General features: G+C 59.4%; 23 protein-coding genes. 9 read left to right on the forward strand and 14 right to left on the reverse strand.

Annotation, left to right across the window (positions count from 1 at the left end; genetic code table 11):
* Positions 1–556: 556 nt before the first annotated feature.
* Positions 557–874 (reverse strand): hypothetical protein, encoded by a 318-nt coding sequence (locus AB4N53_RS06530; RefSeq protein WP_460119158.1) that lies wholly within the window; start codon positions 872–874, stop codon positions 557–559.
* A gap of 25 nt (positions 875–899) precedes the next feature.
* The gene (gene paoC / locus AB4N53_RS06535; protein ID WP_460119160.1) at positions 900–3,110 is read right to left on the reverse strand and encodes an aldehyde oxidoreductase molybdenum-binding subunit PaoC; all 2,211 of its coding nucleotides are present in this window, start codon (positions 3,108–3,110) and stop codon (positions 900–902) included.
* A 266-nt stretch (positions 3,111–3,376) separates the two neighbouring features.
* Between paoC and AB4N53_RS06540 the strand changes: the two genes are divergently transcribed.
* The gene (locus AB4N53_RS06540) at positions 3,377–5,503 is read left to right on the forward strand and encodes a TonB-dependent siderophore receptor (RefSeq protein ID WP_460119162.1); all 2,127 of its coding nucleotides are present in this window, start codon (positions 3,377–3,379) and stop codon (positions 5,501–5,503) included.
* A gap of 235 nt (positions 5,504–5,738) precedes the next feature.
* Positions 5,739–7,145: a GABA permease gene (gene gabP, locus AB4N53_RS06545; RefSeq protein WP_460119164.1), complete on the forward strand. Its 1,407-nt coding sequence runs from the start codon at positions 5,739–5,741 to the stop codon at positions 7,143–7,145.
* Here gabP and AB4N53_RS06550 read toward each other — a convergent pair.
* Positions 7,142–7,354, reverse strand: coding sequence for a hypothetical protein (locus tag AB4N53_RS06550; protein WP_460119166.1), 213 nt, complete (start codon positions 7,352–7,354; stop codon positions 7,142–7,144). The two genes, gabP and AB4N53_RS06550, sit on opposite strands and share 4 nt — an antisense overlap.
* A gap of 18 nt (positions 7,355–7,372) precedes the next feature.
* Positions 7,373–9,424, reverse strand: a complete 2,052-nt coding sequence (locus tag AB4N53_RS06555; RefSeq protein ID WP_460119168.1) for a 2Fe-2S iron-sulfur cluster-binding protein — start codon at positions 9,422–9,424, stop codon at positions 7,373–7,375.
* A 285-nt stretch (positions 9,425–9,709) separates the two neighbouring features.
* Here AB4N53_RS06555 and AB4N53_RS06560 point away from each other — a divergent pair, with 285 nt between their 5' ends.
* Both AB4N53_RS06560 and AB4N53_RS06565 read left to right on the forward strand, forming a co-directional pair.
* Positions 9,710–10,339, forward strand: coding sequence for a glutathione S-transferase family protein (locus AB4N53_RS06560; RefSeq protein ID WP_460119170.1), 630 nt, complete (start codon positions 9,710–9,712; stop codon positions 10,337–10,339).
* A gap of 833 nt (positions 10,340–11,172) precedes the next feature.
* On the forward strand, positions 11,173–12,093 hold the full coding sequence (locus AB4N53_RS06565) for a LysR family transcriptional regulator (protein ID WP_460119172.1): 921 nt from the start codon (positions 11,173–11,175) through the stop codon (positions 12,091–12,093).
* A gap of 27 nt (positions 12,094–12,120) precedes the next feature.
* On the opposite strand, the gene AB4N53_RS06570 is transcribed toward AB4N53_RS06565, so the two are convergent.
* The gene (locus tag AB4N53_RS06570) at positions 12,121–12,897 is read right to left on the reverse strand and encodes an alpha/beta fold hydrolase (protein ID WP_460119174.1); all 777 of its coding nucleotides are present in this window, start codon (positions 12,895–12,897) and stop codon (positions 12,121–12,123) included.
* A 155-nt stretch (positions 12,898–13,052) separates the two neighbouring features.
* Positions 13,053–13,958 carry an AraC family transcriptional regulator gene (locus AB4N53_RS06575; protein ID WP_460119176.1) on the reverse strand — a complete coding sequence of 302 codons (906 nt, stop codon included), beginning with the start codon at positions 13,956–13,958 and terminating at the stop codon, positions 13,053–13,055.
* A gap of 126 nt (positions 13,959–14,084) precedes the next feature.
* Here AB4N53_RS06575 and rclC point away from each other — a divergent pair, with 126 nt between their 5' ends.
* Both rclC and AB4N53_RS06585 read left to right on the forward strand, forming a co-directional pair.
* Complete coding sequence (rclC, locus tag AB4N53_RS06580; RefSeq protein WP_460119178.1) at positions 14,085–14,660, forward strand: reactive chlorine resistance membrane protein RclC; 576 nt, start codon at positions 14,085–14,087, stop codon at positions 14,658–14,660.
* 30 nt (positions 14,661–14,690) lie between these two features.
* A complete protein-coding gene (locus tag AB4N53_RS06585; protein WP_460119180.1) occupies positions 14,691–14,918 on the forward strand; it encodes a DUF2790 domain-containing protein in 228 nt (75 codons plus the stop codon).
* 1 nt (position 14,919) lies between these two features.
* Here the strand turns inward: AB4N53_RS06585 and AB4N53_RS06590 are convergent, their stop codons facing one another.
* Together AB4N53_RS06590 and AB4N53_RS06595 are read right to left on the reverse strand one after the other, a co-directional pair.
* On the reverse strand, positions 14,920–16,161 hold the full coding sequence (locus tag AB4N53_RS06590) for an MFS transporter (protein ID WP_460119182.1): 1,242 nt from the start codon (positions 16,159–16,161) through the stop codon (positions 14,920–14,922).
* A 118-nt stretch (positions 16,162–16,279) separates the two neighbouring features.
* Positions 16,280–17,413, reverse strand: a complete 1,134-nt coding sequence (locus AB4N53_RS06595; protein ID WP_460119184.1) for a lactonase family protein — start codon at positions 17,411–17,413, stop codon at positions 16,280–16,282.
* Between the two features lie 274 nt (positions 17,414–17,687).
* On the opposite strand from AB4N53_RS06595, the gene AB4N53_RS06600 reads away from it, so the two are divergent.
* Positions 17,688–18,980 carry an Nramp family divalent metal transporter gene (locus AB4N53_RS06600; RefSeq protein WP_409037407.1) on the forward strand — a complete coding sequence of 431 codons (1,293 nt, stop codon included), beginning with the start codon at positions 17,688–17,690 and terminating at the stop codon, positions 18,978–18,980.
* A 42-nt stretch (positions 18,981–19,022) separates the two neighbouring features.
* Here AB4N53_RS06600 and AB4N53_RS06605 read toward each other — a convergent pair whose 3' ends face one another.
* The 5 genes from AB4N53_RS06605 to folE all read right to left on the reverse strand — a co-directional run bounded on the left by AB4N53_RS06605 (position 19,023) and on the right by folE (position 22,125).
* Positions 19,023–19,826, reverse strand: coding sequence for a DUF1206 domain-containing protein (locus tag AB4N53_RS06605; protein ID WP_460119186.1), 804 nt, complete (start codon positions 19,824–19,826; stop codon positions 19,023–19,025).
* Between the two features lie 126 nt (positions 19,827–19,952).
* A complete protein-coding gene (locus AB4N53_RS06610; protein ID WP_016774774.1) occupies positions 19,953–20,258 on the reverse strand; it encodes a DUF6482 family protein in 306 nt (101 codons plus the stop codon).
* A gap of 14 nt (positions 20,259–20,272) precedes the next feature.
* Positions 20,273–20,983 (reverse strand): SDR family oxidoreductase, encoded by a 711-nt coding sequence (locus AB4N53_RS06615; protein ID WP_460119188.1) that lies wholly within the window; start codon positions 20,981–20,983, stop codon positions 20,273–20,275.
* On the reverse strand, positions 20,980–21,522 hold the full coding sequence (locus AB4N53_RS06620) for a DUF3833 domain-containing protein (protein ID WP_460119190.1): 543 nt from the start codon (positions 21,520–21,522) through the stop codon (positions 20,980–20,982). The genes AB4N53_RS06615 and AB4N53_RS06620 overlap by 4 nt, the downstream gene beginning before the upstream one ends.
* A 45-nt stretch (positions 21,523–21,567) precedes the next feature.
* Positions 21,568–22,125, reverse strand: coding sequence for a GTP cyclohydrolase I FolE (folE, locus tag AB4N53_RS06625; protein WP_460119192.1), 558 nt, complete (start codon positions 22,123–22,125; stop codon positions 21,568–21,570).
* A 614-nt stretch (positions 22,126–22,739) separates the two neighbouring features.
* Between folE and AB4N53_RS06630 the strand changes: the two genes are divergently transcribed.
* The gene (locus tag AB4N53_RS06630) at positions 22,740–22,997 is read left to right on the forward strand and encodes a DUF3630 family protein (protein WP_460119194.1); all 258 of its coding nucleotides are present in this window, start codon (positions 22,740–22,742) and stop codon (positions 22,995–22,997) included.
* A gap of 168 nt (positions 22,998–23,165) precedes the next feature.
* Here the strand turns inward: AB4N53_RS06630 and AB4N53_RS06635 are convergent, their stop codons facing one another.
* Positions 23,166–24,002 carry an MliC family protein gene (locus tag AB4N53_RS06635; protein ID WP_460119196.1) on the reverse strand — a complete coding sequence of 279 codons (837 nt, stop codon included), beginning with the start codon at positions 24,000–24,002 and terminating at the stop codon, positions 23,166–23,168.
* A 308-nt stretch (positions 24,003–24,310) separates the two neighbouring features.
* On the opposite strand from AB4N53_RS06635, the gene AB4N53_RS06640 reads away from it, so the two are divergent.
* Entirely contained in the window at positions 24,311–25,066 is a 756-nt protein-coding gene (locus AB4N53_RS06640) for a bestrophin-like domain (RefSeq protein WP_460119198.1), read from the forward strand.
* Positions 25,067–25,490: the final 424 nt, after the last annotated feature.

Here is a 25,490-nt window from a genome sequence, read left to right on the forward strand (position 1 = left end):
GCGCGTGTCAAACCCCGGCAACCCACAATATCCAGTGTGGGAGCGGGCTTGCTCGCGAAGGCGGTGGCACATCCAACATCTTCATCGCCTGACCGAATGCATTCGCGAGCAGGCTCGCTCCCACAGGTTTTCGCGGCGCGTGCCAAACCCCGGCAACCCACAATATCCAGTGTGGGAGCGAGCCTGCTCGCGAAGGCGGTGGCACACTCAACATTTTCATCGCCTGATCCAACGCTTTCGCGAGCAGGCTCGCTCCCACAGGTTTTCGCGGCGCGTGCCAAACCCCGGCAATCCACAATATCCAGTGTGGGAGCGGGCTTGCTCGCGAAGGCGGTGGCACATTCAACGTCTTCATCGCCTGACCGAATGCATTCGCGAGCAAGCCCGCTCCCACAAGTTTTCGCGGCGCGTGCCAAATCCCGGCAGCACGCGAAATCCAGTGTGGGAGCAGGCTCGCTCCCACAAGTTCGCGGCGTATGCAAAATCCCGGCAACACACAAAGCCCGCCCTCACAGGGGACCAGCGTTGATTTTGGGATTGGGGATCAGCAGGCCAGTCAACCCTCCGGCAGTTGGGCAAACCACTGCGCATATGGCGTATTGCTCACCTTGTGCCGGTTGTAATCCGGGGTGCCATCCTCCCACCACACCGGCCCGCGCTCACCCAATGCGACTTTGGCCCGGTTCACACGCGCTCTCGCTGACCTCAATGCATCAGCATCCTCCGCGCGCTTGGCTTCTCTGACCGCACGCCGCGCCGCCATGAGCTCGGAAACCAGTGCCTCACGCTCGGCCGCGGGCAGCGCTGGATTGCTGCAACGCCACAGCTGCTGCTTGACCACAAAATAGCGGCCATCGGGGGTGGTGGGGTGCATGGGCGATATCCTGCGTGATCCAGTCTCAGACCGGGTAGGACAACTCGCCGATGAGTTTATCCAGCGTAATCGGATAATCGCGCACCCGAACGCCACACGCGTTATGGATCGCGTTGGCGATGGCCGCCGCCGCGCCGCTGATACCCAGCTCGCCAACGCCTTTGGCTTTCAACGGTGTTGCATACGGGTCGACTTCATCGAGAAAGATTACTTCCTGATGGGGAATGTCGGCGTGCACCGGCACCTCGTATCCGGCCAGATCGTGATTGACGAAAAAGCCGATTCGATGATCCACCGCCAACTCTTCCATCAATGCCGCACCAGCGCCCATGGTCATGCCGCCGATAATCTGGCTGCGCGCGGTTTTCGGGTTGAGGATGCGCCCGGCGGCGCACACGGCCAGTTGCCGACGCAGGCGAATTTCGCCGGTCGCCGCATTGACCGCGACCTCGGCGAAATGCGCGCCGAATGTCTGCTGGGCAAAACGCTCGGCCAGATCGCCGTATTCCATGCGGTCCTCGCCCGTCAGCTCGCCACTGGCTGCGGCCTGAGCCAAGGCAACCTGCTGCGAGCCTGTGCGAATTTGCCCGTCGACAAACTCGGCTTGCTGCGGGTCAATCCCGACGGCGCGAGCGGCGGCTTCACGCAGTTTCATGCACGCGGCATACACGCCGGCAGTGGACGAGGCGGCGCCCCACTGGCCGCCGGAGCCCGACGATTCCGGAAACCGCGAATCACCCAAGTGCACCACGACACGGTCCAGCGGCACGCCCATCATTTCGGCGGCGGTCTGGGCAATGATGGTGTAACTGCCGGTGCCGATGTCGGTCATGTCGGTTTCCACGGTGATGACGCCTTGACGATCGAGTCGTACCCGGGCCGCCGAAGCGGTCGTCGGTGCGCCGCGAATCGCCGAGGCCAGACCGATGCCGATCAGCCAACCGTCCTCACGACGCTGACCGGGTTGAGGGTTGCGCTGACGCCAGCCAAAGCGTTCGGCCCCAGTGTTCAGGCATTCCACCAACTGCCGTTTGGAGAACGGCCGCGCCGGTTGCTCCGGATCGACCTGCGAATCGTTGAGGATGCGCAGTTGCAGCGGATCCATCTGCAGCTTTTCGGCCAGTTCATCCATGGCGATTTCCAGCGCCATCATCCCCGGTGCCTCGCCCGGCGCGCGCATCGCCGAACCCTCGGCGAGATCGAGCACGGCCAGGTTCAAACGGGTCATGCGATTGGCCCCGGCGTAAAGCAATCGGGTTGACGCGGTAGCCGCTTCGGCGCGTCCGCCGCGCAGATTGCCTGACCAGCTCTCGTGGCCGATCGCCGTGATCACGCCGTCACGGTTGGCACCGATGCGCAGGCGCTGAAGCGTCGCCGGACGATGGGTAAGGTTGTTGAACATCAGCGGCCGCGGCAGCGCGACTTTCACCGGTCGCCCGGCATGTCGAGCGGCCAGGGATGCCAACACTGCGTCGCAAAGAATCGTGCCCTTACCGCCGAAACCACCGCCGATATACGGCGAGATCAGGCGCACATCTTCCTTGGCGATGCCGAGGGTTTTCGCCAGATCGCGCACGCCCCAGTTGATCTGTTGGATCGATGTCCACAAGGTCAACTGTGTGCCACTCCAACGGGCGATGGTTGCGTGCGGTTCCATCATCGCGTGGGCCTGGTCAGGCGTGCTGTAGTGCTGATCGATTTGCACTGGCGCAGCGTTGAAGGCGCCTTCGAAGTCACCGACGCTGGTCTGCGGCGGCGGGCCAAAACCGGCCGGTGGCGGTGGGGTAGCGGAGTCTTTCGCAGCCGCCAGATCGAATGAACCCGCTTCGGCCACGTAGCGGATGTCGAGCAAGCCGGCGGCCGCGCGGGCCTGTTCAAAGGTGTCCGCGACGACAATCGCCACGGCCTGGTGATAGTGATCGACCTGCGGCCCGGCCAAGGCCCTGGCTACGTAAAACTCGCCTTTGGCCAATGCGCCGGCGTTTTCGTAAGTGACGATGGCGATTACCCCGGACGCTTCACGCGCTTGCGTCGAATCGATCGAGGCGATGCGCCCCTTGCCGATCCCGGCGCCGACGATATAGCCATAGGCGGCGTCCGGCACCGCTGCGTTTTGTTCGTAGGCGTAGGGGGCGGTGCCGGTGGTTTTCAGCTTGCCGTCGATGCGGTCGGCAGGTTGGCCGATGACGTTCAGCTGGTCGATCGGATTGGAGCCGGCCGGGGTGTCGAATTTCATCTGCAAATTCCTTTCAGACAGGCTGGCGGCGCCCACGTAGCGCGGCGCAGCCATCGATTGACGTCGGATCTCTACGAGCCTAGGCCATCGACGCGCTGCTGATAATGCGCGGTTTCAGGATGGAGTGATGAATCCCGCTCACCAATCCTGATCAACATGACAAATAAGAATACGTTTCAATTACTAATGCGACCGTATACCATGCGCCGCGTTTTCATTGGCGGTTTTGCCCTTCGTTCTGGCCTATTCGTAAAGGTTTTCACCTCATGCGTCGAACTCTGCTTTCCATTTGTGTGCTGCAGGCGTTGTCTTCTTCCTCGTGGGCTGAGTCAGCCGAATCGACTTCTTCAACGCTTGAGCTGGAAGCCACCGACGTGGTCGGCACAGCGGATTACGAACGGGCAGACGGCCCGGTGCAAGGCTACCGCGCGACGCGTTCGGCCAGCGCCACGCGCACCGACACTTCGATTCATGAAACCCCGCAATCGATCAGCGTGGTGACCAAGGATGCCGTTGAAGACCTCGGCGCGACGCGTTTGCAGGATGCGCTGGATTACGCCGGCGGCGTCGGGCGCGCGAACAATTTCGGTGGGCAGGGCCTGACCACGTTCACAGTGCGCGGCTTCACCACGGGTGAGTTCTACCGCAACGGTTTCCCGATCAACCGTGGCTACCCGAACATGCCTGACGCCAACACCATCGAGCGTCTGGAAGTGCTGCGCGGCCCGGCGACCATGCTCTATGGCCGTGGCGATCCCGGCGGTACCTTCAACGTGGTGTCGAAACAGCCGTTGCCCGAGCGCACGGTCACCTTGGGCAGCCAGTTGAATGACCAAGGCATGAAGCGCGGCACCCTCGACGCTTCCGGGCCGCTGGATGAAGAAGGGCGTCTGGCCTATCGCTTGAATGTGGTGGGCGAGGGCGGTGACACCTTCCGCGATCATGTCGAGACCGAGCGCTACGGCATCACGCCGGTGCTGACGTGGCAGGCCACCGACGCGACCAAGCTGATTTTCGAAGGCGATTTCATGCGCAACAACGCGCCGCTCGATCGTGGCGTGACGCGCTACCCGGCGCAGATCGGCACCGCCTCGCGCGAGACCTTCTTTGGCGAGAAGAACGTCGGCAAACTGCACAACGACAACAACATGGCGCAACTGCGTTTCGAGCACATGCTCAACGACGACTGGACTCTGGGCGGTGGTTTCCAGTGGCTCGACGGCTCGCTCAAGGGCGACGCGATCGAGGCCAACGGCATTGCCGCTGACGGCCGCACGCTGGGGCGCAACTTCAACTACCGCAAGCTGGAATGGACCGACAAGGACACCCAGCTCAACCTCACCGGGCATTTCGACACCGGCGGTCTGCAGCACACCTTGCTCACCGGCATCGAGTACGAAGATTACGACTACAAGTCGATCATCCAGCGCTCCAGCGGCGCGGTCAGTGCCTACCCGATCGACATCTTCAATCCGGTTTACGGCCAGCCACGCCCGGCGCTGACCCGCACGCCGACTCATGACAAAGAAAATCTCAAGACCTACGCAGCGTTCGTGCAGGATCAGGTCGCCCTGACCGACAAGCTGAAGGTGCTGGCCGGTGCGCGTTTCGAGCGCTTCGAGCATGACTACGAAACCTACGTACCCGGCGGCAAGAGCTGGCAGGCCAGCGACAACGCCGTCACCCCGCGTATCGGCGTCACCTACGATTTGTCCGATACCCTGGCGGTCTACGCCAACACCGCGCGCTCGTTCAAGCCCAACACCGGCGCCAGTCGCGAAGGCGGCGGCTTCGCCCCGGAGAAAGGCAAGTCCTACGAGATGGGCGTGAAGTGGGAGGCACTGGATCAGCAGTTGAGCGTCGACGCGGCGATCTACCAGATCGAAAAACGCAACGTGCTGACCACCGACCCGGTAGATTCGACCTTCAGCGTCGCTGCCGGTGAAGTGCGCAGCCGTGGTTTCGATGTCAACGTCACCGGCAATCTCACTTCGGAGTGGCGAGTAGTCGGCGGTTACGCTTACGTCGACGCCGAGGTGACCAAGGACAACACGCTGCGCTCCGGTACGCGCCTGCTGAACATTCCGAAGAACAGCTTCAGCCTGCTCAACATGTACGAGTTCCAGGACGGCACGCTCAAAGGCCTTGGCCTCGGCACTGGCCTGAAATACTTCGACGAGCGTGCCGGGCAGACCGCCAACACCGCGTTTTCCATGGGCAGTTACACCGTGGTCGACCTGCTGAGCTTCTACAAGGTCAACGATAAAGTGCGGCTCAACCTCGATGTGAAAAACATCTTCGACCGCGACTACGAAGAAGGCGCCTTCGGCAACGTTTACGCCTACCCGGGCGCGCCGCGAACCGTGCAGGTGGGGATTTCCTACACGCTGTAAATCGCCGCAGCGGTTGCCGCCGACTCATGGTGGCCTGAGAGTGGCATGTCGAAATCAGACATCGGCATGCCGCACTCAGGCTAGTTGGGCGGCGGTCGGGCCACGTAAGGTGAAGCATCATTTCGTCGACAAAGCGTCTGCGTCGCAGCTTTCGCCTGATGTCGGCACCGGAAATGATGATCGCCTGACGCACAGTCAGTGGCCCAAACGTCGATCATGAGAACAATAAGAACCCATGACTAGCCTGAACCCCAAGGACTCCAACGGTCAGTTGGCGCAAGGTTTCAAACCGCGTCACGTCACCATGCTTTCCATTGCCGGCATCATCGGCGCAGGACTTTTCGTTGGCTCAGGCCACGCCATCGCCGCCGCAGGACCTGCGGTGCTGCTCGCTTACCTGTTCTCCGGTCTTTTGGTCGTGCTGGTGATGCGCATGCTTGGCGAAATGGCCGTGGCCCATCCCGACACCGGCTCGTTTTCCACTTACGCCGATCAAGCCATCGGCCGCTGGGCCGGGTTCACCATTGGCTGGCTCTACTGGTGGTTCTGGGTGCTGGTAATTCCCATCGAAGCGTTGGCCGCCGGGCATGTGCTCAATCAGTGGTTTCCCCAGGTCGATGCCTGGTTGTTCGCTTTGCTGTCGATCGTGCTGCTGGTGGTCACCAATTTGTTCAGCGTGTCGAAATACGGCGAGTTCGAATTCTGGTTCGCCATGGCCAAGGTCATCGCGATCATCGGTTTCATCGGTCTGGGTTTTGCGGTGCTGATGGGCTGGATTCCCGAACGCGAAGCCAGTGGCTTGAGCACGCTGATGGCCGAGCACGGCGGCTTTGCGCCGAACGGCATGTCGGCGGTGGTCGGCGCGTTCATCACCATCATGTTCAGTTTCATCGGCACCGAAGCGGTGACCATTGCCGCTGCGGAGTCGGACAATCCGGCGCAGAACATCGCCAAGGCCACGCGTTCGGTGATCTGGCGCATCGGCATCTTCTATCTGCTGTCGATCTTCGTGGTGATTTCCGTAGTGCCGTGGAATGACCCGCAACTCGCCTCGGTCGGTTCCTACCAGCGCGCACTGGAACTGATGAACATCCCCAACGCCAAATTCCTCGTCGACGTGGTCGTATTGATCGCGGTGGCCAGTTGCATGAACTCGTCGATCTACATTTCCTCGCGCATGCTCTATTCGCTGGGCCGACGCGGCGATGCGCCGCCGGCATTGAAGGTGACTTCGGCGGCCGGCGTGCCACGCGCGGCAGTGATCGCCAGCACGGTGATTGGCGCGGGTGTGACCTTGCTCAGCTACTTCATGCCGGCCGGTTTGTTCCAGTTCCTGCTCGCCAGCTCCGGTGCGATTGCCTTGCTGGTGTATCTGGTGATCGCCATTTCGCAGTTGCGCATGCGCCGCCGACTGGAACGGGAAAAGGTCGAAATGACCTTGCGCATGTGGCTGTTCCCCTGGCTCACCTGGCTGGTCATCGCCTTCATCTGCGCCGCTTTGGCCGTGATGATGATCACCCCGGAACATCGCCTTGAAGTGACTTCGACCATTGGCCTGGCGTTGCTGATCTCGTTCGTAGGCCTGGTCACCAGCCGCCAGCACGGGCCAGCGGGCAGAGTGGCGGCGGTGGGCAAAGCCTAAGCAAACAACGCTTTGAGCCCACGGGAAAACCAGCCGTTCGGGCTCGAAGGCAGAGGCTCGCGTTGACTGAGTGAGCCAGTCAACGCGCAGGTTTCACCGGCGAGCGAGCCCATCAGTTGCGGCAGCAAAAAACTGCGTTCGCATTCGCTGGCGGACAGTCCGTTTTTCTCTTGCGGCCAAACCACGCTGGTTTCTGCATACGGCTTCATGGCGCACCTCCTCAACATTCAAACATCCAGCACCAGGGTGTCGCTGCCCTGCGCCGGGGCGGCGCAGCAGATCAGCACTTCGTCGTCCGCCAGGCGCATGGCCGGCGGGGTCAGGTAATGCACCTGGCCGCTGGTAAGGCGGGTTTTGCAGGTGCCGCACGAACCGCCGCGACAGCTGAACTCCGGATTCAAGCCACGTGCCTCGGCCAGTTCCAGCAAGGTGCCGCTGCCCGGTTCCCAGCGTGCTTCCTTGCCGGACGTGGCGAACAACACCTTGACCGGCTCTTCGGCGACCGGCACTTGCGGCGGCGCCGGGGTGCTGATTTCGACATCGCGGATCAGCGTCGACGGGCCGAAGGTTTCGGCGTGGATGCGATCATCGGGAATGCGCATTTTGCGCAGGCCGTCGTACAGCGCCTGAGTGAAGCTGCCCGGACCGCACAGGTAGAAATCGTAGTCATCCAGCGGCAGCAGGCTTTTCAGCAAGGCGATGTCGATGCGCCCGGGGTGATCGTAACCCTGCGCTGTAGCCTCCAGCGGCGGCTGACTGACCACGCGCAGCACCTTGACCTTGTCACCCGCGCGCGCAGCCAGGGCGTCGATTTCTTCGCGAAAGGCCAGATCCTCGACGGTGCGACTGCTTTGCACCACCCAGGTCGGACGCATGCGGCTGATGCGTTTGCCCTGATAGACCACTTCGCGCAGCATCGACAGCAACGGCGTTACCCCAACCCCTGCGGCCAATAGCACCAGTGGCCGGCGTTCGGTGGCGTCGACGGTGAAGTCGCCTTGCGGCGCGCGGGCTTCGATCATGTCCAATGCCTGAATCCGATCATGCAGATGCGAAGACACCGAGCCATCGCGTTTGACGCTGATGCGCAAGAACTCGTCCGACGGCGCGCTGGACACGCTGTAGGTGCGGATCGACGCGGCATCCTGGCCATCGAGCAAGACCTTGATTGGCAAGTGCTGGCCCGGTTCAAAGCGCGGCAGGCCGAAGCCGTCGTTGGCTTGCAGGTAAAAAGAGCGGATCTGCGGACTCTCATCGACCACCCGTGTGACGTGCAGCGCGCGCCATTGATTACGCAGCGCTTCGGCCTGCAAACGTTCGCGGGTCTGTTCCCAGCTGCCGGTCATTTGCGAGTTGGGCGAATCGCCTTCCGGCTGCTCGGCCCAGCGCAGTGGCAGCGCGGCCTGACGGTAAACGATGCGCTGCGGCTTGAAACGCCACAGGCGCTCGGCGCCCTGGAACGCGGCGATGCGCGGATCGTCGAGCAGCACTTCTGCGCTGCCGGTCATCTGCAACAGATCGCCGCTTTCGAAATCGATAAAGGTCAGCCCGGCGCGCGGGTTGAGCAGGATGTTGCCCAAGGTGTTGAAGAACAGATTGCCGGAGAAATCCGGGATGGTCAGGGTGCCGTCCTCGTCCAGGTGCACGAAGCCGGATTTGCCACCGCGATGGGACACATCGACCTGGCGCTCGCCGTCGCGCACCACATAAGTGGCCACGTAGAACGAGTCGGCGGCGGTGATCATGTCGCGCACCAAGGGTTCGCTGACAGCCAAGTCGAGCGCGGTGTCGGTGGTCTCATCGACGAAGGCGTAATGGCGCAGATTGATGTAGCGCGGGCAGTTGCCGTAAGCCTGGGTCACGCTGATTTCGAGGCTGTCGGCATCGCGGCGGCTGATGTTGCCGTTCATGCGATTGCGCCGACGGGTGTGCAGCTCAATGCCGAGCATGCCGATCGCGTCGCCGGGTTGCAGGCCTTGATTGGCCGGGTCGTTGGGCTGCGCGTCGAGTTTGATCTTCAGCACCTGTGGCGACGGCGAATCCATGAACCCCGGTTGACCGGTACGCAGCGTCGCCCACGGATCGCCCTGGCCATCGACGGCGCCGAGCACGACGAAGGGCAGTTGCGCATAGAACTCGCGGTGCTGGTCCGGCATCCAGTCGCGGGCCAGTTGCCGCTGGCCGACACCGACCATCATCTCCACCGCGCCGACGGCACGTTGCAGGGTCAGCTCACCTTCATGCCAGGGCGAGGTCTGCGGTTTCGACGCTGTGTCCATTTCGATTCTCCTCGGGTGCAAACGGGCCGGTGAGCCGCCAGGGGCTGAAGCTCAAGTGGGCTCATGTTCGCCCTCGGCCGGTTGCGAGGGAATGGCCAGAAACTGCAATCCACTGTTTCACTCGGTGAAATGATCCCTACGCGCGCTAAAGGAGAAGGGTGATTATTTCACTGGCTGAAATGCTCGATTGTATTTGTTGAGGATTCCGCGATTTGCGGCAGGGGAGCAGGATGAGCTCCATCGACACGATCAGCGGGTCGACCTCAAATAATCCAGGAGCACGTCATGTCTCAGTCAGCCGTCAAACTGTACCGCCATCCGTTGTCCGGCCACTCGCATCGCGTCGAGTTGATGTTGTCCCTGCTGGATGTGCCGACCGAACTGGTGTTCGTCGACCTGATGAAAGGCGCACACAAAACGCCTGAATTCCTCGCCCTCAACCGTTTCGGCCAGGTGCCGGTGATCGACGACAACGGCACGGTGCTCGCGGATTCCAACGGCATTCTTCTTTATCTGGCGAGCAAATACGGCAACGGCCAGTGGCTGCCGAGTGATCCCGTCGAGCAAGCCAAGGTGCAGCGCTGGTTATCGGTGGCTGCCGGGCAGATCAGCTCGGGTCCGGCGACGGCGCGCTTGATCACGGTGTTCGGCGCGGGTTACGACGCGGCTGATGCGATCAAGCGTTCTCATGGGTTGTTGCAGGTGATGGAAGACGAGTTGGGCAACAGCGCATTCCTCGCCGGCGACAAAGCAACCGTTGCCGATGTGGCCGCCTACACTTACGTCGCCCACGCACCGGAAGGCAACGTCTCGCTGGAGGATTACCCGAATGTGCGGGCATGGCTGGCGCGGGTCGAGGCGCTGCCCAAGTTCGTCGGCATGCAGCGCACAGCGGTGGGCCTGCAAACAGCTTGATATCAGCACACGCCAAACCCCTGTGGGAGCGGGCTTGCCGGCGAAAGCGGTGGGTCATTCAGTATTAATGTTGACTGACCTGACGCCTTCGCGAGCAAGCCCGCTCCCACAGGTTAGGCGTCGGCTGTGCCAGCCTATGCACCGGAAGGCATTGGGGCTTTGCATTGTAAGTGCGTGGCTTGAACGGGCTGAAGCATTACCCAAATTTGTCGGCTTTCAGCGCACAGCAGTGGGCCTGCAAACAGCTTGATATCAGCACACGCCAAACCCCTGTGGGAGCGGGCTTGCTCGCGAAAGCGGTGGGTCATTCAGTATTAATGTTGACTGACCTGACGCCTTCGCAAGCAAGCCCGCTCCCACAGGTTAGGCGTTAGCAGTGCTATCCATGTATTGGAAGACAATGTCTCGCTGGAGGAATATTCGAATGTGCGGACGTACTGGCGGGAGTTGAAGCATTGCCCCAATTCAACTGTGTACACCAACCCCTGTGGGAGCGGGCTTGCTCGCGAAAGCGGTGGGTCATTCAGCATGGTTGTTGACTGACAGAAAGTCTTCGCGAGCAAGCCCGCTCCCACTGGTTAGGCGTTAGCAGTGGTATCCATGTATTGGAAGACAATGTCTCGCTGGAGAAATATCCGAATGTGCGGGCGTACTGGCGGGAGTTGAAGCATTGCCCCAATTCAACTGTGTACACCAACCCCTGTGGGAGCGGGCTTGCTCGCGAAAGCGGTGGGGCATTCAGCATCGTTGTTGACTGACAGAAATCCTTCGCGAGCAGGCTCGCTCCCAAATGGACTCACTGTGTTTTCGAGGTTTTTTACAGGTTGCCGTCTATGGATCGTTTTCAGGAAATGCGCATGTTCCTGGCTGTGGCCGAGGAGGGTGGCTTTGCGGCTGCGGCTCGGCGTTTGAACACTTCGCCCCCCAGCGTCACCCGCGCCATCGCTGCGCTGGAGCAACGCATCGGCACACGTCTGTTGTCGCGCACCACGCGCAGCCTGCATCTGACCGAAGCCGGGCATCGTTACCTGGATGATTGTCGGCGGATACTCTGTGATGTCGACGAAGCCGAAGAGGCCGCCGCCGGCAGCTATCGGGTGCCGTGTGGGCATTTGAGCGTGACCGCGTCGGTGTTGTTTGGCGAACTGTTCATCGCGCCGTTGCTGGCGCAATACCTGGACGCGTTTCCTTCGGTGCATCTGAAGGCTTTGCTGGTTGATCGCGTGGTGAACATGGCGGAAGAGGGTATCGATGTCGCCGTGCGCATCGGCCATCTGCACGAGAACAATCAGCATGCGATCAAGGTCGGCGAGGTCCGCCAGGTGATTTGCGGCACCCCCGATTACTTCGCCCGGTATGGCCGGCCGCAACATCCGAACGACTTGAGCCGCGCCAATATCGTCATGTCGTCCGCCAGTCATTTGCTCAGCGATTGGCAATTCGCCCATGCCGATGGCCCGTTGAGTTTTCGCTTCGAGCCGCGTCTGGTGGTCACCGCCAATCAGGCTGCGATCAATATCGCCAGTTCCGGTTGGGGCATTACCCGCGTGCTGTCTTATCAGGTCGCCAGCCAGGTTGCCGCCGGCGAACTGGAATTGGTGTTGCAGGCCTTTGAGCCGCCGGCGTTACCTGTGCAACTGGTCTATCTGAAACATCCGCGCGTACCGGCGAAGGTGCGCACGTTTGTGGATTTTCTCAGCGAGCGGCTGCAACACTACCCAGCGCTGAAAGCCGTGAACAGGGTTCACGGCTAACGCTTCAAGGTTCAACTCAGCGATGAATCACTTCCCGGCCGCAGCGGTTTCGATCAGGCTGGCGACGGCTTTCGGGTTGGACACCATCACCACGTGCGACGCGCCTTTGACCACGACGGTCTGCTTGGAGTGCGCGCGCTCGGCCATGAACGCCAGGGCTTGCGCCGGGATGTTCTTGTCCTGATCGCCGTAGACGAAGTACGACGGCACGGTTTTCCATGCAGGCTCGGTGGCGGCTTCGTTGAGCGCGGCGACGGTCACCGGGCGTTGCGTGACGGCCATCAGCTTCGCATCTGCCGGGGAAACATCGGCTGCGAACTGATCGTGGAATTTATCCTGCTGGATGTACAAATCCTTGCCACCATCGGCCAGCTCAACCGGGGCCGACAGGGTCGGGCCGAGGGTGCTGCCGGGGAAACGCCCGGACAGCTCAGCTGCGGTTTCACCCTTTTCCGGCGCAAAAGCCGCGACGTACACCAGCGCTTTGACATTGGCATTGCCGTAGGCGGCTTCACTGATCACCGGGCCACCGTAAGAGTGGCCGACCAGCACCACCGGGGTTTTCACGCTGGCCAATACATCCGCTACCGATTGCGCATCACCCTTGACCGAGCGCAGCGGGTTGGCGGCGGCGATCACCGGATAGCCATCCTTCTCGAGAATCTTGACCACGCCGTTCCAACTGCTCGAATCGGCGAACGCACCGTGCACCAGCACCACGGTAGGTTTAACCGGCGCGGCGAAGGCGGCAGTGGCACCGAACATGGCGGCAGTGAGGGCGAGGGTAGCGAAGACTTTGTTCATGGTGATGTCCTGTCGATTGATTAAGGTAGGAATGGAAGCGACAGGGGTATTTAGCGCGCTAAATGTGTCAGTTCTGTGTGCGCACGGCCGAACTTCGCATGCGTGTGTATCTGTGTTGGTAAAAGCTACACGCTGATACAAAGCGATCCATCCGTTCAGATCGCGCGGCGAATCTTGCCTGGGGCCTCGCCGTAGGTTTCCTTGAATTTCTTGCTGAATGCAGCTTGCGACTGGTAGCCGACCTGCACGGCAATGTCGTTAAGGCCCAGATGCGAATGGCTGAGCAGACTGAACGCCAGCTCCATGCGCAACTGGGTCAGCATGACCCACGGCGACACGCCAGCGACCCGAGCGAAGGTGCGCATGAACGTCGCGCGGGACATGTTCGCGGTATCGGCCATGGCTTCGATGGTCCACTCGTGCGCCGGGTCGGCCAAGATTGCCTGACAGGTGCGGCCGAGGCGCTGGTTGCCGAGCAGCGCCAAGGTGCTTTTGGCTTGATCGGCACGGCCCAGGTGCGCACGCAGGATCAAGGTGAACAAGGCTTGGGACAGTGAATCGAGGAGAAAGCGCGCGCCCGGCTGTTCGCTGTCGGCTTCGCTGCGCAACAGCGCAATCAGGGCGGTCAGCGGCGCATCAATCGGCAAGCCATCGTTGGCAATCAGCAGGTAGTCGGGGAGCGCGGCGAACAGCATCGACGCGCGGTTGTAATGAAAACCACCGCAGAGCATGTCCAGATCGGCGCTCGCCCCACCCAGCCGATAAATCGGCAACACCCCGCCGGAAATCAGCGTTGGCGACATCGGCGCTACGTTCTTGCCGGCACTGTGCAGCACATGCGGCGTACCCCGTGGCAACAGCAGAATATCGCCGGCGCGCATCGCCAGGCGTTGCCCGCTGGCCAGCTCAACGCGGCATTCACCTTTGAGCACGACGTGATAGGGCGCCTTGCCCAAGGCTTCCTGTTGATGATCGCGCGCCCAGTCGCCTTGAAACTGGCAACGCAGATCAAGACTGCCGCGCACGTTGGCCAGGCTGATGAGCTTATCGAGCGAGTTCATTGGCACCCATTACGATGGAAATCCGCAAAGTTGAGACGATTGAGCAAGACGTTGAGCATGACCGACAAAAGCGCGATTCGATAGCACCTCAGACTGACTCCACTTTCATTGATCTGGAGAAGTCGCATGTTCACCTCAATCAACGCCGGACTACAACAGCTCGGCAAACTCGATCGCCTCGGCATCCCGCTGATGCGCGTGGCCATCGCCATCGTCTTTCTGTGGATCGGCGCATTGAAATTCGTCCCGTACGAAGCCGACAGCATCACGCCCTTCGTCGCCAACAGCCCGGTGATGTCGTTCTTCTACGAACACCCGCAGGACTACAAGGCGCACCTGACCCATGAGGGCGAGCTGAACGCCGACAAGCGCGCCTGGCAGACCGCGAACAACACTTACGGCTTTTCCACCGGGCTTGGCGTGGTGGAAATCCTCATCGGTCTGCTGGTCCTGTCCAACCGGCTTTCCCGCCGCACCGGGCTGCTCGGTGGCGCGCTGGCGTTCGCTACGCCGCTGGTGACCCTGAGCTTTCTGATCACCACACCTGAAGCCTGGGTCGCTGCGCTGGGCGATGGTCAGCACGGTTTTCCCTATCTGTCCGGCGCCGGACGCCTGGTGCTCAAAGACGTCCTGATGCTTGCCGGAGCGCTGCCGGTGATGGCCGATTCCGCGCGCCAATTGCTGACTGAACGTCAGGCCTGAATTCCTCATCCTTTATAGAGAGATCACACCATGAAAACGCTTTTTGCTTTGACCCTGGCCATCCTCGCCGGCAACGTGTTCGCTGCCACCGAACCTGCACAGACCGGCGTGTCACTGGAGATCGCCAAAACCATCAGCATCACCGACACCAGCGCCGCCTGCGGAATTGTTCCGGTGGAGGTCGTCTATGAAGACAGCCACGGCCAGCGGCATGTCGCCACTTACAGCGTTTTAGGCGATGGCTGCGGTGGCGATTAGTTCAGGTTTGGCCCATCACTGCAGCGGACTCGAATTTCTCAGTCCGCTGCAGCGTTTCCGGAACACCGATCAACAGCAGCAGAAACGCTGCTCCTGCAATTGCGGCAAGGGTCAGAAATGCCGCGCTGTAACCGGCGGCCTCGACGACAAAACCGGCCAGCCCGTTGCTCAGTGCCGCGCCCAGACCAAACGCTGTCGTCAGCGCCCCGAGGCTGACATTGAAATGCCCGGAGCCGAGAGTCAGATCCTTGACCATCACCGGGAACAGCGCCCCGAACAGCCCGGCGCCGACGCCGTCGAGCAACTGCACGGCGACCAGCCAATACGGATCATCCGAGAATGTGTAGAGCAACCCGCGCAGCGGCAGGATCAGAAAACCCGCCAGCAACAACGGTTTGCGCCCCCAGACATCGGCTTTCGCACCGGCCAGCAGGGCCATTGGCACCATCACCAGTTGCGCGGCGACGATACACGCCGAGGTCAGCGGCGTGGCCATGTGCAAGTTGGCTTGCGCGAGTTTCTGGCTCACCAACGGCAGCATCGCCGCGTTGGCCAAGTGGAATAGCGCGCAGCACAGGGCAAACATCAGTAACGGGCGATTGCTCAGCAGCACCTTGAACCCGGACGGCTGATGACTTTGATCGCCAGGCTGGAGGCCGCGCGCGACGTCATGATCAATCGCCTCGGCCGAGACGAACAGCACGGCAATCACGCTGGCCAGCGCCATGACCGCCATCAGATAAAACACCGCCACCGGACCAAACAGATACGCAAACAAACCGGCCAATAACGCCGCGCACGCGTTGCCGGCATGGTTGAACGTCTCGTTGCGACCAGTACGCCGGGTGAATGCTCGCGGGCCGGTGATGCCCAGCGTGATTGCAGAAATGGCCGGGGCAAAAATAGACGCTGCCGCCGCGCTCAAGGCTTGGGTCAACGCCACCAGACTGAATGACGAAATGAAGGGCAGCAGCAGACAACTCGCCGTCACCAACAACGCGGCGATGATGATCAGCGCCCGTTTCGCCCGGCTGCTGTCAACCAGTGCACCAGCAGGTGTCTGCGTGACCAGCGCGGCAATACCGGCGAGGGTCATGACCACGCCGATACTGGCCGGGTCCCAGTGATGTACGGCGAGCAAGTAGATGGCGAGGTACGGCCCCAGGCCGTCGCGGACATCGGCAAGGAAGAAATTCAGACTGTCCAGCGAGCGGTTGTTGCGGCGATCGAGATGGCTGATCACGGTGGACAGTCTCTTGAAAATGAGGTATGCGAAAATGCATCAACCTCGGCAATGCTAATGACCGAAGCGGCAGGGAATTAGTTGCAGGGCAGCGGAGCAGTTGCTGCTCCGCAGATATTCATGCATCAGGCGTTTGCAGTATCTCGATCCATAAAGCGCCTTTGCCGGAGGCCGCTTCACCGACACGCTTCAGCGCGCCATCCTTGCTCACCGCGTAAGTACCGACCTTGGCGCTTTTCTCTCCGGTCACCAGCAGCCAGTGGCCATCTGGGGAGAAGGCGATATTGCGCGGTTGCTGTTCTTGCACCGGGTAGTTGTCGAGAAACTTGAGTGCTCCTGTTGCCGGATCCACGGCAAATGCCGAAACGCTGCTGCTGGTGCGCTCACTCATCAGCAGCAGTTTTCCGTCCGGCGACATGCGCAGGTCAGCGGCCCAGATGCGCGGGGTCGGGTCGTCTTTTAGATCGTTGTTGCGCGCATCACGGACTTCGCCGTGAGCCAGTTGCAAACGTTCGGGAATGCCATTGGCTTCAGCGATTCGGGTCAACGCGCCGCTGGCCTCGTCGATGGAAAACGCAGTCACGGTGCCGCTCATTTCACCGACCACGTAAAGGAATTTGCCGTTCGGCGAGAACGCCAGATGCCGAGGCCCGGTTTTCTCCGGGACGCTGACCGAGCCGCTGCCGATCGGGCTGAGCTCACCAGTGTCGGCATCCAGGCGATATTGCAGAACCTTGTCGGTGCCCAGGTTGCCAGCGTAGGCAAAGCGATTGCTCGGCTCGGTACGAATCGAATGCGCGTGCAGGCCTGTCTTGTAGCGAACCATATCGGCGGAAGGTTGGTAATCCTTGCTGATCTTCTGGACGCTGAGAGTATCGGCGCCGTAGGACGCTGCGAGCAGGTAGCGTCCTTTTCGGTCGGTCGACAGGTAGGCCATGCTTTCTGCGAGAGGAGCCTGAGTAAATTGCGTCAGGTGACCGCTTTTGGGATCGATCCGATAACCCACGACCTGGAAGGGCTTGACCCGCAAGGCTGCAAACAGCACCTTGCCGTCCGGGGTGAGAGCCATGGGATTGACCTGGTCGCCGGCCTGGACCTGTTCGATGAGGGTGAGTGCGCCGTTGTTCTGATCGAGACGGTATTGCGAGATCAGACCGTCGCCGGGGCTTGAGATGTAAGCGTAAGTAGCGGCGTTAGCCGTCACGCTCAACGTGGAGGCGAACGCAGCGAACAAGAGGGTTCTTTTCATCATTTCCAGCCTTATTGTTGTTGTGATCAGTCATCCTATGAGTGATTTACTGGGGCATCAATGGCTTTTTGGTAAGCCTGAAAAGTCGCCATGCTTATTTTATAGGCGCGTAATAGATGATTTTGATCAGCAGAAATGATCGGAGAGCGTAGTCATGATTGAGCTTTGACACATTTTTACATACTCTCCCATTAGCGTTGTTGTACGACATCCTACCTAATGTGCGCAGTGCAACAACTCTCACAAAAACAATAACGGAGATACCCCTATGACGAGCATGGCTCCACTCGATCATCAGGCCGCTGCGAAACCGCAAAACCTGTTCCTGCGAACGCTGAAACTGCTCGGCCCCGGCATTATCGCCGTGCTGTCGTGGCTCGGTGCGGGCGATCTCATCACGTCTTCAGTGGCCGGTGCGAACTACGGCTACGCCATGATGTGGGTGCTGGCCGTCTCGTTGTTGCTCAGATACCTGATCGTCAACATCATTGCCCGTTTCCAGTTGTGCAATAACCAGGGCATGACCATTCTGCAGGGCTATGCCCAGCTCAACCCGGTGTTCGCCTGGTTCATGCTGGTTTATGCCTTGTTGATGGGGCACTTGATGAACGCCTACATGATCAAGGGGGCAGGGGAGTCGCTGGCGATGCTGTTCAAGATCGATCAGCCATTGCTGTGCTCGGTGGCGGTGGTGCTGGCGGTCTGGATGCTGGTCGGGCGCAACATCTACACGATGATCGAAGGCGTGATGAAGCTGCTGCTGGCGATCATGACCCTGGCGTTCATCGCTTTGGCGGTGATGTCCGGCCCGGATGTGAGCGGCATCATCAAAGGCACCATCGGCTTCAGCATTCCGCCGGACGAGGGCGTGCATGGCGCGTTGCTGGTCGCGGTTTCGGTGATCGGCGCGGTTGCCGGTTCGATTGCCAACTTCGTGCATCCCTATGTCATGCGCCAGAAAGGCTGGACCGGGCCGCAGCACAAGCGCATTCAACGTAACGATCTGCTGTTTGCGGTGTTCGTCGGGATCATCATCAACCTGGCGATCTGGATTGTTGGCGCGGAAATCCTGCGTCCCAATGGCATCGAGGTGAAAACCTTGGGCGATCTGGGCAAGGCGCTGGAAATCTTCTTCGGCCCGATCGGCTGGTATGTGTTCTTCATCGGTGTGTTCGCGACGTTGTTCGCCAGTATTTCAGGCAAGACCACGGCGTTTCCGATGCTGATCACCGATGCCTTCCAGCATGTTCGCCCTGAGCGTCGCGAGAAGTACGGCAAAGAGTTCCATCATGACCCGATGCACAAGTGGTTCATGCTGTTCATCCTCGTCACGCCGCTAATCTGGTCGATGCCGGGCATGCCGGATTTCGTGACTCTGACCATTGGCGTCAGCGCGTTGAACATCATTGGTTTGCCGGTGATTTCTCTGGGCTTGCTGATCATGTCCAACCAGAAGTCGCTGCTGGACAAGAAGTATCGCAACAACCTGTTCGAAAACATCGCGCTGTTGTTTGCTACAGGTCTGGCGCTATGGGTAGCGTTCCAGTTGGGTGTTGATTTGTTTACCTGATGACGAGCAGTCGAGGGGGCAAACGCCCCCTCGAATCGCCGCTTACAACCGCACATCCATTTCGATCCGGCGCCAGGCCGCTTCGGAAAAGCTGTACACCGAGAAGGCGATCAGCCCCAACGCCATCAGCATCAACAGCACGCCGCCTGCCGGCAGATTCTGCAAAGCATCCAGCGCTTCCTTCATGCCGGGTGGATTGGTCGCTTGGTAAACCGAGCCGCTGACTGCCATCAACACTGCAATCTCGATAAACACCACGCCTCGGGCGATCAAGCCAAAGCGCGACACCGGGCGCACGTAGCGCATCACTTCGTCATCCGCTTCGAAGTATTTCTCGAACGTGGCCTTCCAGCCTTTGATGATGTGGGCGATACCGACGCCGAGCGGGATCAGCGCGATCAGGTAAATCAACAGGTTCGAGTGCTCGAACGACAGCAGCTGCGCGAGCAGATCCTTGGTCTTGCCATCGCCGGAACCGCCCGAACTCCTGAGGCCACTCACCAACAGGCCCAAGGCAAAGAAGGCCAGCGCCGCGTTAACCAGACCGCCAGCAAGCAAACCTGCGCGAATGACCAGGCCCTTGAACTTGGTGCCGTGGTGGTCGACATCGCGGATCGCTTGCAGCGCACGCCAGGCGGCGAAAGCCAGCAGGCCGGCGACCACAACACCGATCAGCACGTAGCCGAAGGGCTGGCTGAGCAATGCTTCAAGGCTCTTGTGGCTGTCTTTCGGTTTGGTGGAGTCGTGCGCTGCCAATAGCGCGAAGATGCCGATGATCAGATACAGAACGCCGCGCGCGGCGTATCCGCCTCGGGCAAGCAGGACAAGCGTGTGTTGAGTGGACATGGGGGTTACTTCCAGGGAATCGATGTGAAGCAGACCCGTGGACGGGGCAGGGGTTCGATAAATGCGTCGCCGGTGGGCGACGCGCGCTTTATCAGCCTGCCATTCAGCGCTCGCCTCGCTTCGGCGTCATAACGGCGTGGTCAGCGAAAACGGAATGCGCAGCTCTTCGACCGGCCCGGAATCCCGGCCGCACATTTCATCGTGCACGCATTGTTGCACCAGCACACAGGGAAACGCCGGCACGGTTTGCAGCAAGTCGCGCAGGTGGGTGATCGAACGCAGGTGCATTGGCTTGGCCGCGTCATCGAGCAAGGTGAACTGGCCTTGATCCACGCGAATCCTCGCCAGGTAAAAACCACCTTCGAGTGACAGTAGCTCCAGTTCGCGAACTTCACTGTTGGCCGCACGCTCGGTGAGGGTTTGCAGATTCATGCTTCACTCCTTGCCTACCAGGGCAGGCGTTCTCCATCGTAGGCGAAGAAATGGCCGCTATCGGCCGGCGTCAGCGTGTCAATCAGACTCAGTAATTGTGCGGCGGCAATGTCTGCCGGGCGGGCGCTTGAGGCTCCGCGAAAAGGTTGCGACAACTGCGACACCACCGTGCCCGGGTGCAGGCTGAGCAAGCGGCTCTGCGGCCGAGTGCGCGAGAGCTCGATCGCGGCGGTCTTGATCAGCATGTTCAGCGCAGCCTTGGAGGCGCGATAGGCGTACCAGCCGCCCAAACGGTTGTCGCCGATGCTGCCGACTTTTGCCGAAAGCATCGCCATCGCGCCTTGAGGCGCGAGCAATGGCAGAAAGTCGCGCAGCAGCAATGCCGGCCCCAGCGTGTTGACCTGGAACACGGCCTGCAGCGACTCGGCGTTGATCGCGCTGTAGCTTTTTTCCGGTTTGATTTGGTTGCGATGGAGGAGGCCGGCTGCGTGAATGATCAGGTGATAGGGCGCTTCGCCTGCCAGTTCAGCGGCGGCGCTGGCGATCGTTTCGGGTTGCTCGAGGTCGAGCTTCGGCACAGATTTGCGCCCCAGCGCACGGACGCTGGCGCAGCGTGAATCCTGGTTCAGATGTTGGCAAAACGCCGTGCCGAGGGCGCCACTGGCGCCGATCACCAAGGCGCGATATCCGTCGCCGAAGGAGGCCAGGGTCAACCCGCTGCTCATGGAGTGGCACCAGCGCTCTGACGACGGAAAAACACCGTCACCTGGCCGACTTCGAAACCCCACTTGGACATACGGGTGCGGTTGATCAACGTGTCTTCGTCAACCAGGTACATCCAGTCGTCCATGCTCATCTCGTAGGTCGAGTCGTCGACTGGCAGGTTCAGGCGATAACGCCAGTGGAAAGTGTTTCCAGCAATCTGGCCCTGCGCAACGCCGACCACATCATGCGCTCGACCACTCCACTGACCATTGCCCCCGGGAGTGAGGGTCCAGACTCGGCGTTCACGGGTGCCGTCGCTGTAAAGGAAGCGCTCGTCGAGGATCAGGTTTTCTCCTTCACGACGGCTGGCGATATCGACCTCAAACCGCTTGACCACTTCGCCGTTGCGCTTCTGAAACATCCCCCAGGCTTTGACGGGCTGACTGAAAAACTGCTCCAGACTCAATGCCGGTTGCTGATCCGCATAACGAGCAACATCGACACTGCCGCAGCTTGCAATGCTGAGCGCCAGTCCTAACAGCAGCAGAAATCGGGTCATCTTCCTTCTCCTTAAGCTTGTACAGTTAACAGGCTGTGTATAGGCCTAACGCCGGCCGATGAGCTGGAGAAATTCCTGCCGCGTTGTCGCGCTGTCGCGAAAGGCACCGAGCATGACAGAGGAGGTCATGATCGAATTCTGCTTCGCGACACCGCGCATCATCATGCACATGTGCCGCGCCTCAATGACCACCGCGACACCGGCGGCACCGGTGATCTGCTGGATGGCTTGAGCAATCTGCTGAGTGAGGTTTTCCTGAATCTGCAGGCGCCGCGCGAACATGTCGACCACTCGCGCCACCTTCGACAGCCCCAGCACCCGGCCAGTAGGGATGTACGCCACATGCGCCTTGCCGATAAACGGCAGCATATGGTGCTCGCATAGCGAATAAAGCTCGATGTCGCTGACAATCACCATCTCATCGCTCTGCGACTCGAAGAGGGCGCCATTGGTGACGTCTTCCAGGCTCATCGCGTAACCGTTGCACAGGTATTGCATCGCCTTGGCGGCACGCTGGGGCGTATCCAGCAGCCCCTCACGCTCAGGATTTTCACCGACGCCAACGAGGATTTCACGGTAATGGCTGGCTAATAGTGGGCTCATTCGGGTTACTCGTGGCGGTGCGGGTTAGGGACACTGTAGGGTGAAAGGTTGTACGCGCACTGGTTGGCTGTATAGGTTTTATTGAAGATAGGCTGAAAAGGATCAACTGACAATTAATCGGTGAATTTTTTGTGCGGGTTTGGGATTTCAGGCAGGACAAACCTGGAATAGGTTTGTTGCGTGGCTTGCTTGGGGCCGATGTGCTACTTGATGACTGCCTTGTTGGAAAGCCATGGGCGCTCAACAGAGGTGACAGGTCTGAGTTGAATTCACGCTCCTTCAGTTTTTGACCTCTTCAAAAATACCGCTTGGAATACGCGATAACGAGAGGCCCGATTCTTGGGCATTGGCTCTACAAAGAATTTGACCCAAAGGAACTGACATTATTTTTTACGGCAAAAGACTTTGCTGGCATTTGCAATGGCTGGACCTTGTTTGACGAGTGGCCATTCACGGTTAGCTGCCTGAGAGGCAGCTTCTGGCCGGAATCCGCCGCTCACGAATGACCGCTAACGGCTAAAAGCGGTCATCCTCCACCGTTATGTGTCGACCCATTGCGGCCATTCACAGGAGCCACCAGAATCAGAGGACTGTTGGTGGTGAGGTGACGCATAGTGAGGATTGAAGTATCAGAAGAAGCCGACTGGAAGCTTTTCGAGGACGTGGCCCGGGTTATTGAGCAAGGGCTGGGCGGTTGCTGGAAAGAGAGGCTCGATGGCCTGGACCAGCGCTATTGGGATCTGTTGGTGGGTGAACACACGCTTACCCTACACCTTGAACACTATTTAGGCATTTCAGTGGTCATTCCCGATAGCGCAGATGACATCGCTCGAAGAGTATGTGCGTTGCTTAAGCAGCCTCCTTGCGGGTAAGCCCGCTCTAACAAAGATCCCAACTGATTTAGAAGGCAGCTGTGAGTCGATTTCTGCCTGTAGCTACCGTCAGCTTCTGGCCGATAGCTACCGATCCCGGTTGGCAGCTATCGTTCAATTGCTGCCTTTCACCCATTTGTATTTGACTAGCCTGAATAAAATCGCTGCTCAAGGTTTTCTTTTGCATTGCTCTTCGGGCGCACCATATCCCCAAGTGATGATGGCTTCGGCCTTATGTTCCCAAAGCGATTCATTACGTCCGACGTACTTGATGCCAACGCCATTGGGTTGCTGGTACATCAGCGATGCGCTGTCGCCACGCTCGGCTATTAATGTCGGCGGATCAGTTTCGAAGAACATGACGGTCACCTCGTTCGCAGGGTTGCCGTTGCATTCGTAAAAGACAGGCCCAGTGCCAGAGATCAGTCGGTACCGTGCTTGTAACTCAGCGATGCGGTTATGGTATTCCATGCGCAAGCATGCACCGACGTCATTACTCTTCCAGCAATCGTCTCGTCCCTTAATCCACCCCCGCTGCTCTGTTTTGAGCATTGGAGGATGCTCGTTGCCGGCCTTGATACTCGCACTGGCATACACTGCCGAGAGTTTGCGATCAAGGGCAGATAATTCCTTGTCTTCACATATTAATCCTTCGATACCGCCAGGCTCTGCCTTTGAGCAATCGTAAGATGGACCAACTGACGAATTGATAGCCGACGATGTTCCCGTGCGCACCCCATTCGACTGTATCGCATCGATTTGCTGTTCAATGTAATTGCACCACTGCTCGGAGCTTCGCTCAGGGACATCTGACCCATCTTGAACCCCCAACTTTGTCTCGATGACTGACTTCCATTCGTCAGAACCTAAATCCGGTCCGTGCCCTTGCATATCAGCCGTATGCAAAACCTTATCGACCGATTGATACCACGTGTTTGAACATTGGGATTGCGCATTGGCAACGCCTGTGACGCCAATCAGTAGTAAGACCAAATATTTGCGCATGTGCAGTTTCCTTGAATTTACGCAGTCGCCAACCACTCATCTTGGTCGTTTTCACCCGCGCGATCGGTGAGTCAATAGTCGATTGCAGCACCTGATGAGCCTCATCAATCGGCCATAAATAGATGGAGGGAGATTTATTGCCTCAACGACTGGCAGAGCTCGACCAATTTCCAACCATGACCAGAACTGACGAACATCTGCTGGGGGGCACTTCCGGATTGCAAGAGCGGTATCGTCCGAGCCGAATCGTCGAGCAGTCTACGGTCTATCCTTCAATACTTGACTCAAATTGATTGGGGCACTGATGTATGAACGCTTTATGGATCGCACTGGGCATTTTTGTATGCCTCGTTGCTGCCTCGCTTCTCATGATGCACTGTTACCCAAAGCTGGCCGCCCAACACAGGGACGACGAAACCAACTCCGTAATTCGTCTTGTAGCCAATATTTTTGTGGTGATGACTTCGCTGGTCTTTGGCTTGATGATCAATTCCGCCAAAAACACCTTCGAGTCTATTGATGCAAACTTCCATGGATATGCAACCAGCATGATCATTTTTGATCGAACACTTCGGGGCTATGGCGATGCGGCGCAAGACACACGAAATCATTTGATCACCTATCTTGAGCGCGCTATCGAGACCCCGTATCGGGGAGACGAGGCGCTACAGCATCGTAACAGCGAGGCGGCTAGATACTTGGATAACATAGGAAAATCCTTGGCTCTCATAAAGCCTCTGGACCGCTACCATGAAACGATGCTTCAGGATATTCGTCAGCAATATCATTCGCTCATTGAGCAACGCTGGAAGATCGTCGAGCAGTCCGAGGGAGCGATTCCTGGCCCGCTTATTGGAATGCTTGTTGCCTGGTTGACGCTCATTTTCGCCAGTTTTGGATACCGCGCTCCCCGTAACTCGATGGTGATGGGAATGTTCATCATCTCGTCATTTCTCATTGCCGCTTCCGTTTACCTTGTTTTGGATATGGACGTGCCATTTCACGGTCCAATTCAGATATCCGATGAACCCCTGCGCAGGGCGCTTGCCGTAATGCAGCTCTAGGGGCGAGTGGCGCGCTAGCGATCAGAGTCTCGGCCTCGACGCCGATCAAATCGAAATCCGCTTTTGGCCGGATAGCGACGGTCTGGATCAACCGTTGAGGCGGTGGTCACAGCTCGGTCTGTTCCGCCATTTCCAAAGCATCATCGACTACGATTCCCAGGTATCTGACGGTGCTTGCGAGCTTCTTATGACCCAGCAGGAGCTGGATAGCTCTCAGATTTTTTGTCCTGCTTGGCCATCGGTTCGAGAGTGGCAAAGTGGGCGTATTCGAGTTCCATCGCACGGCCGTAGCGCTCAAGCCCTTCTCTGATTACGAGAAACTCGTTTCCTCCTGATGAGCGATCAGCGCAGATCAACTTCCGTTTGCACGGCGCTGCATGCTGCAGCCAGATTTTACGCGCAGCATGCAGCATCAGGCCGGGAC

Source organism: Pseudomonas sp. H3_E04 (assembly GCF_054668915.1).

Bases quoted from the DNA above. Each gene is read 5' to 3' on its own strand.
- AB4N53_RS06530 (WP_460119158.1), bottom strand. From the start codon at position 874: ATGCACCCCACCACCCCCGATGGCCGCTATTTTGTGGTCAAGCAGCAG.
- paoC (WP_460119160.1), bottom strand. From the start codon at position 3,110: ATGAAATTCGACACCCCGGCCGGCTCCAATCCGATCGACCAGCTGAAC.
- AB4N53_RS06540 (WP_460119162.1), top strand. From the start codon at position 3,377: ATGCGTCGAACTCTGCTTTCCATTTGTGTGCTGCAGGCGTTGTCTTCT.
- gabP (WP_460119164.1), top strand. From the start codon at position 5,739: ATGACTAGCCTGAACCCCAAGGACTCCAACGGTCAGTTGGCGCAAGGT.
- AB4N53_RS06550 (WP_460119166.1), bottom strand. From the start codon at position 7,354: ATGAAGCCGTATGCAGAAACCAGCGTGGTTTGGCCGCAAGAGAAAAAC.
- AB4N53_RS06555 (WP_460119168.1), bottom strand. From the start codon at position 9,424: ATGGACACAGCGTCGAAACCGCAGACCTCGCCCTGGCATGAAGGTGAG.
- AB4N53_RS06560 (WP_460119170.1), top strand. From the start codon at position 9,710: ATGTCTCAGTCAGCCGTCAAACTGTACCGCCATCCGTTGTCCGGCCAC.
- AB4N53_RS06565 (WP_460119172.1), top strand. From the start codon at position 11,173: ATGGATCGTTTTCAGGAAATGCGCATGTTCCTGGCTGTGGCCGAGGAG.
- AB4N53_RS06570 (WP_460119174.1), bottom strand. From the start codon at position 12,897: ATGAACAAAGTCTTCGCTACCCTCGCCCTCACTGCCGCCATGTTCGGT.
- AB4N53_RS06575 (WP_460119176.1), bottom strand. From the start codon at position 13,958: ATGAACTCGCTCGATAAGCTCATCAGCCTGGCCAACGTGCGCGGCAGT.
- rclC (WP_460119178.1), top strand. From the start codon at position 14,085: ATGTTCACCTCAATCAACGCCGGACTACAACAGCTCGGCAAACTCGAT.
- AB4N53_RS06585 (WP_460119180.1), top strand. From the start codon at position 14,691: ATGAAAACGCTTTTTGCTTTGACCCTGGCCATCCTCGCCGGCAACGTG.
- AB4N53_RS06595 (WP_460119184.1), bottom strand. From the start codon at position 17,413: ATGATGAAAAGAACCCTCTTGTTCGCTGCGTTCGCCTCCACGTTGAGC.
- AB4N53_RS06600 (WP_409037407.1), top strand. From the start codon at position 17,688: ATGGCTCCACTCGATCATCAGGCCGCTGCGAAACCGCAAAACCTGTTC.
- AB4N53_RS06605 (WP_460119186.1), bottom strand. From the start codon at position 19,826: ATGTCCACTCAACACACGCTTGTCCTGCTTGCCCGAGGCGGATACGCC.
- AB4N53_RS06610 (WP_016774774.1), bottom strand. From the start codon at position 20,258: ATGAATCTGCAAACCCTCACCGAGCGTGCGGCCAACAGTGAAGTTCGC.
- AB4N53_RS06615 (WP_460119188.1), bottom strand. From the start codon at position 20,983: ATGAGCAGCGGGTTGACCCTGGCCTCCTTCGGCGACGGATATCGCGCC.
- AB4N53_RS06620 (WP_460119190.1), bottom strand. From the start codon at position 21,522: ATGACCCGATTTCTGCTGCTGTTAGGACTGGCGCTCAGCATTGCAAGC.
- folE (WP_460119192.1), bottom strand. From the start codon at position 22,125: ATGAGCCCACTATTAGCCAGCCATTACCGTGAAATCCTCGTTGGCGTC.
- AB4N53_RS06635 (WP_460119196.1), bottom strand. From the start codon at position 24,002: ATGCGCAAATATTTGGTCTTACTACTGATTGGCGTCACAGGCGTTGCC.
- AB4N53_RS06640 (WP_460119198.1), top strand. From the start codon at position 24,311: ATGAACGCTTTATGGATCGCACTGGGCATTTTTGTATGCCTCGTTGCT.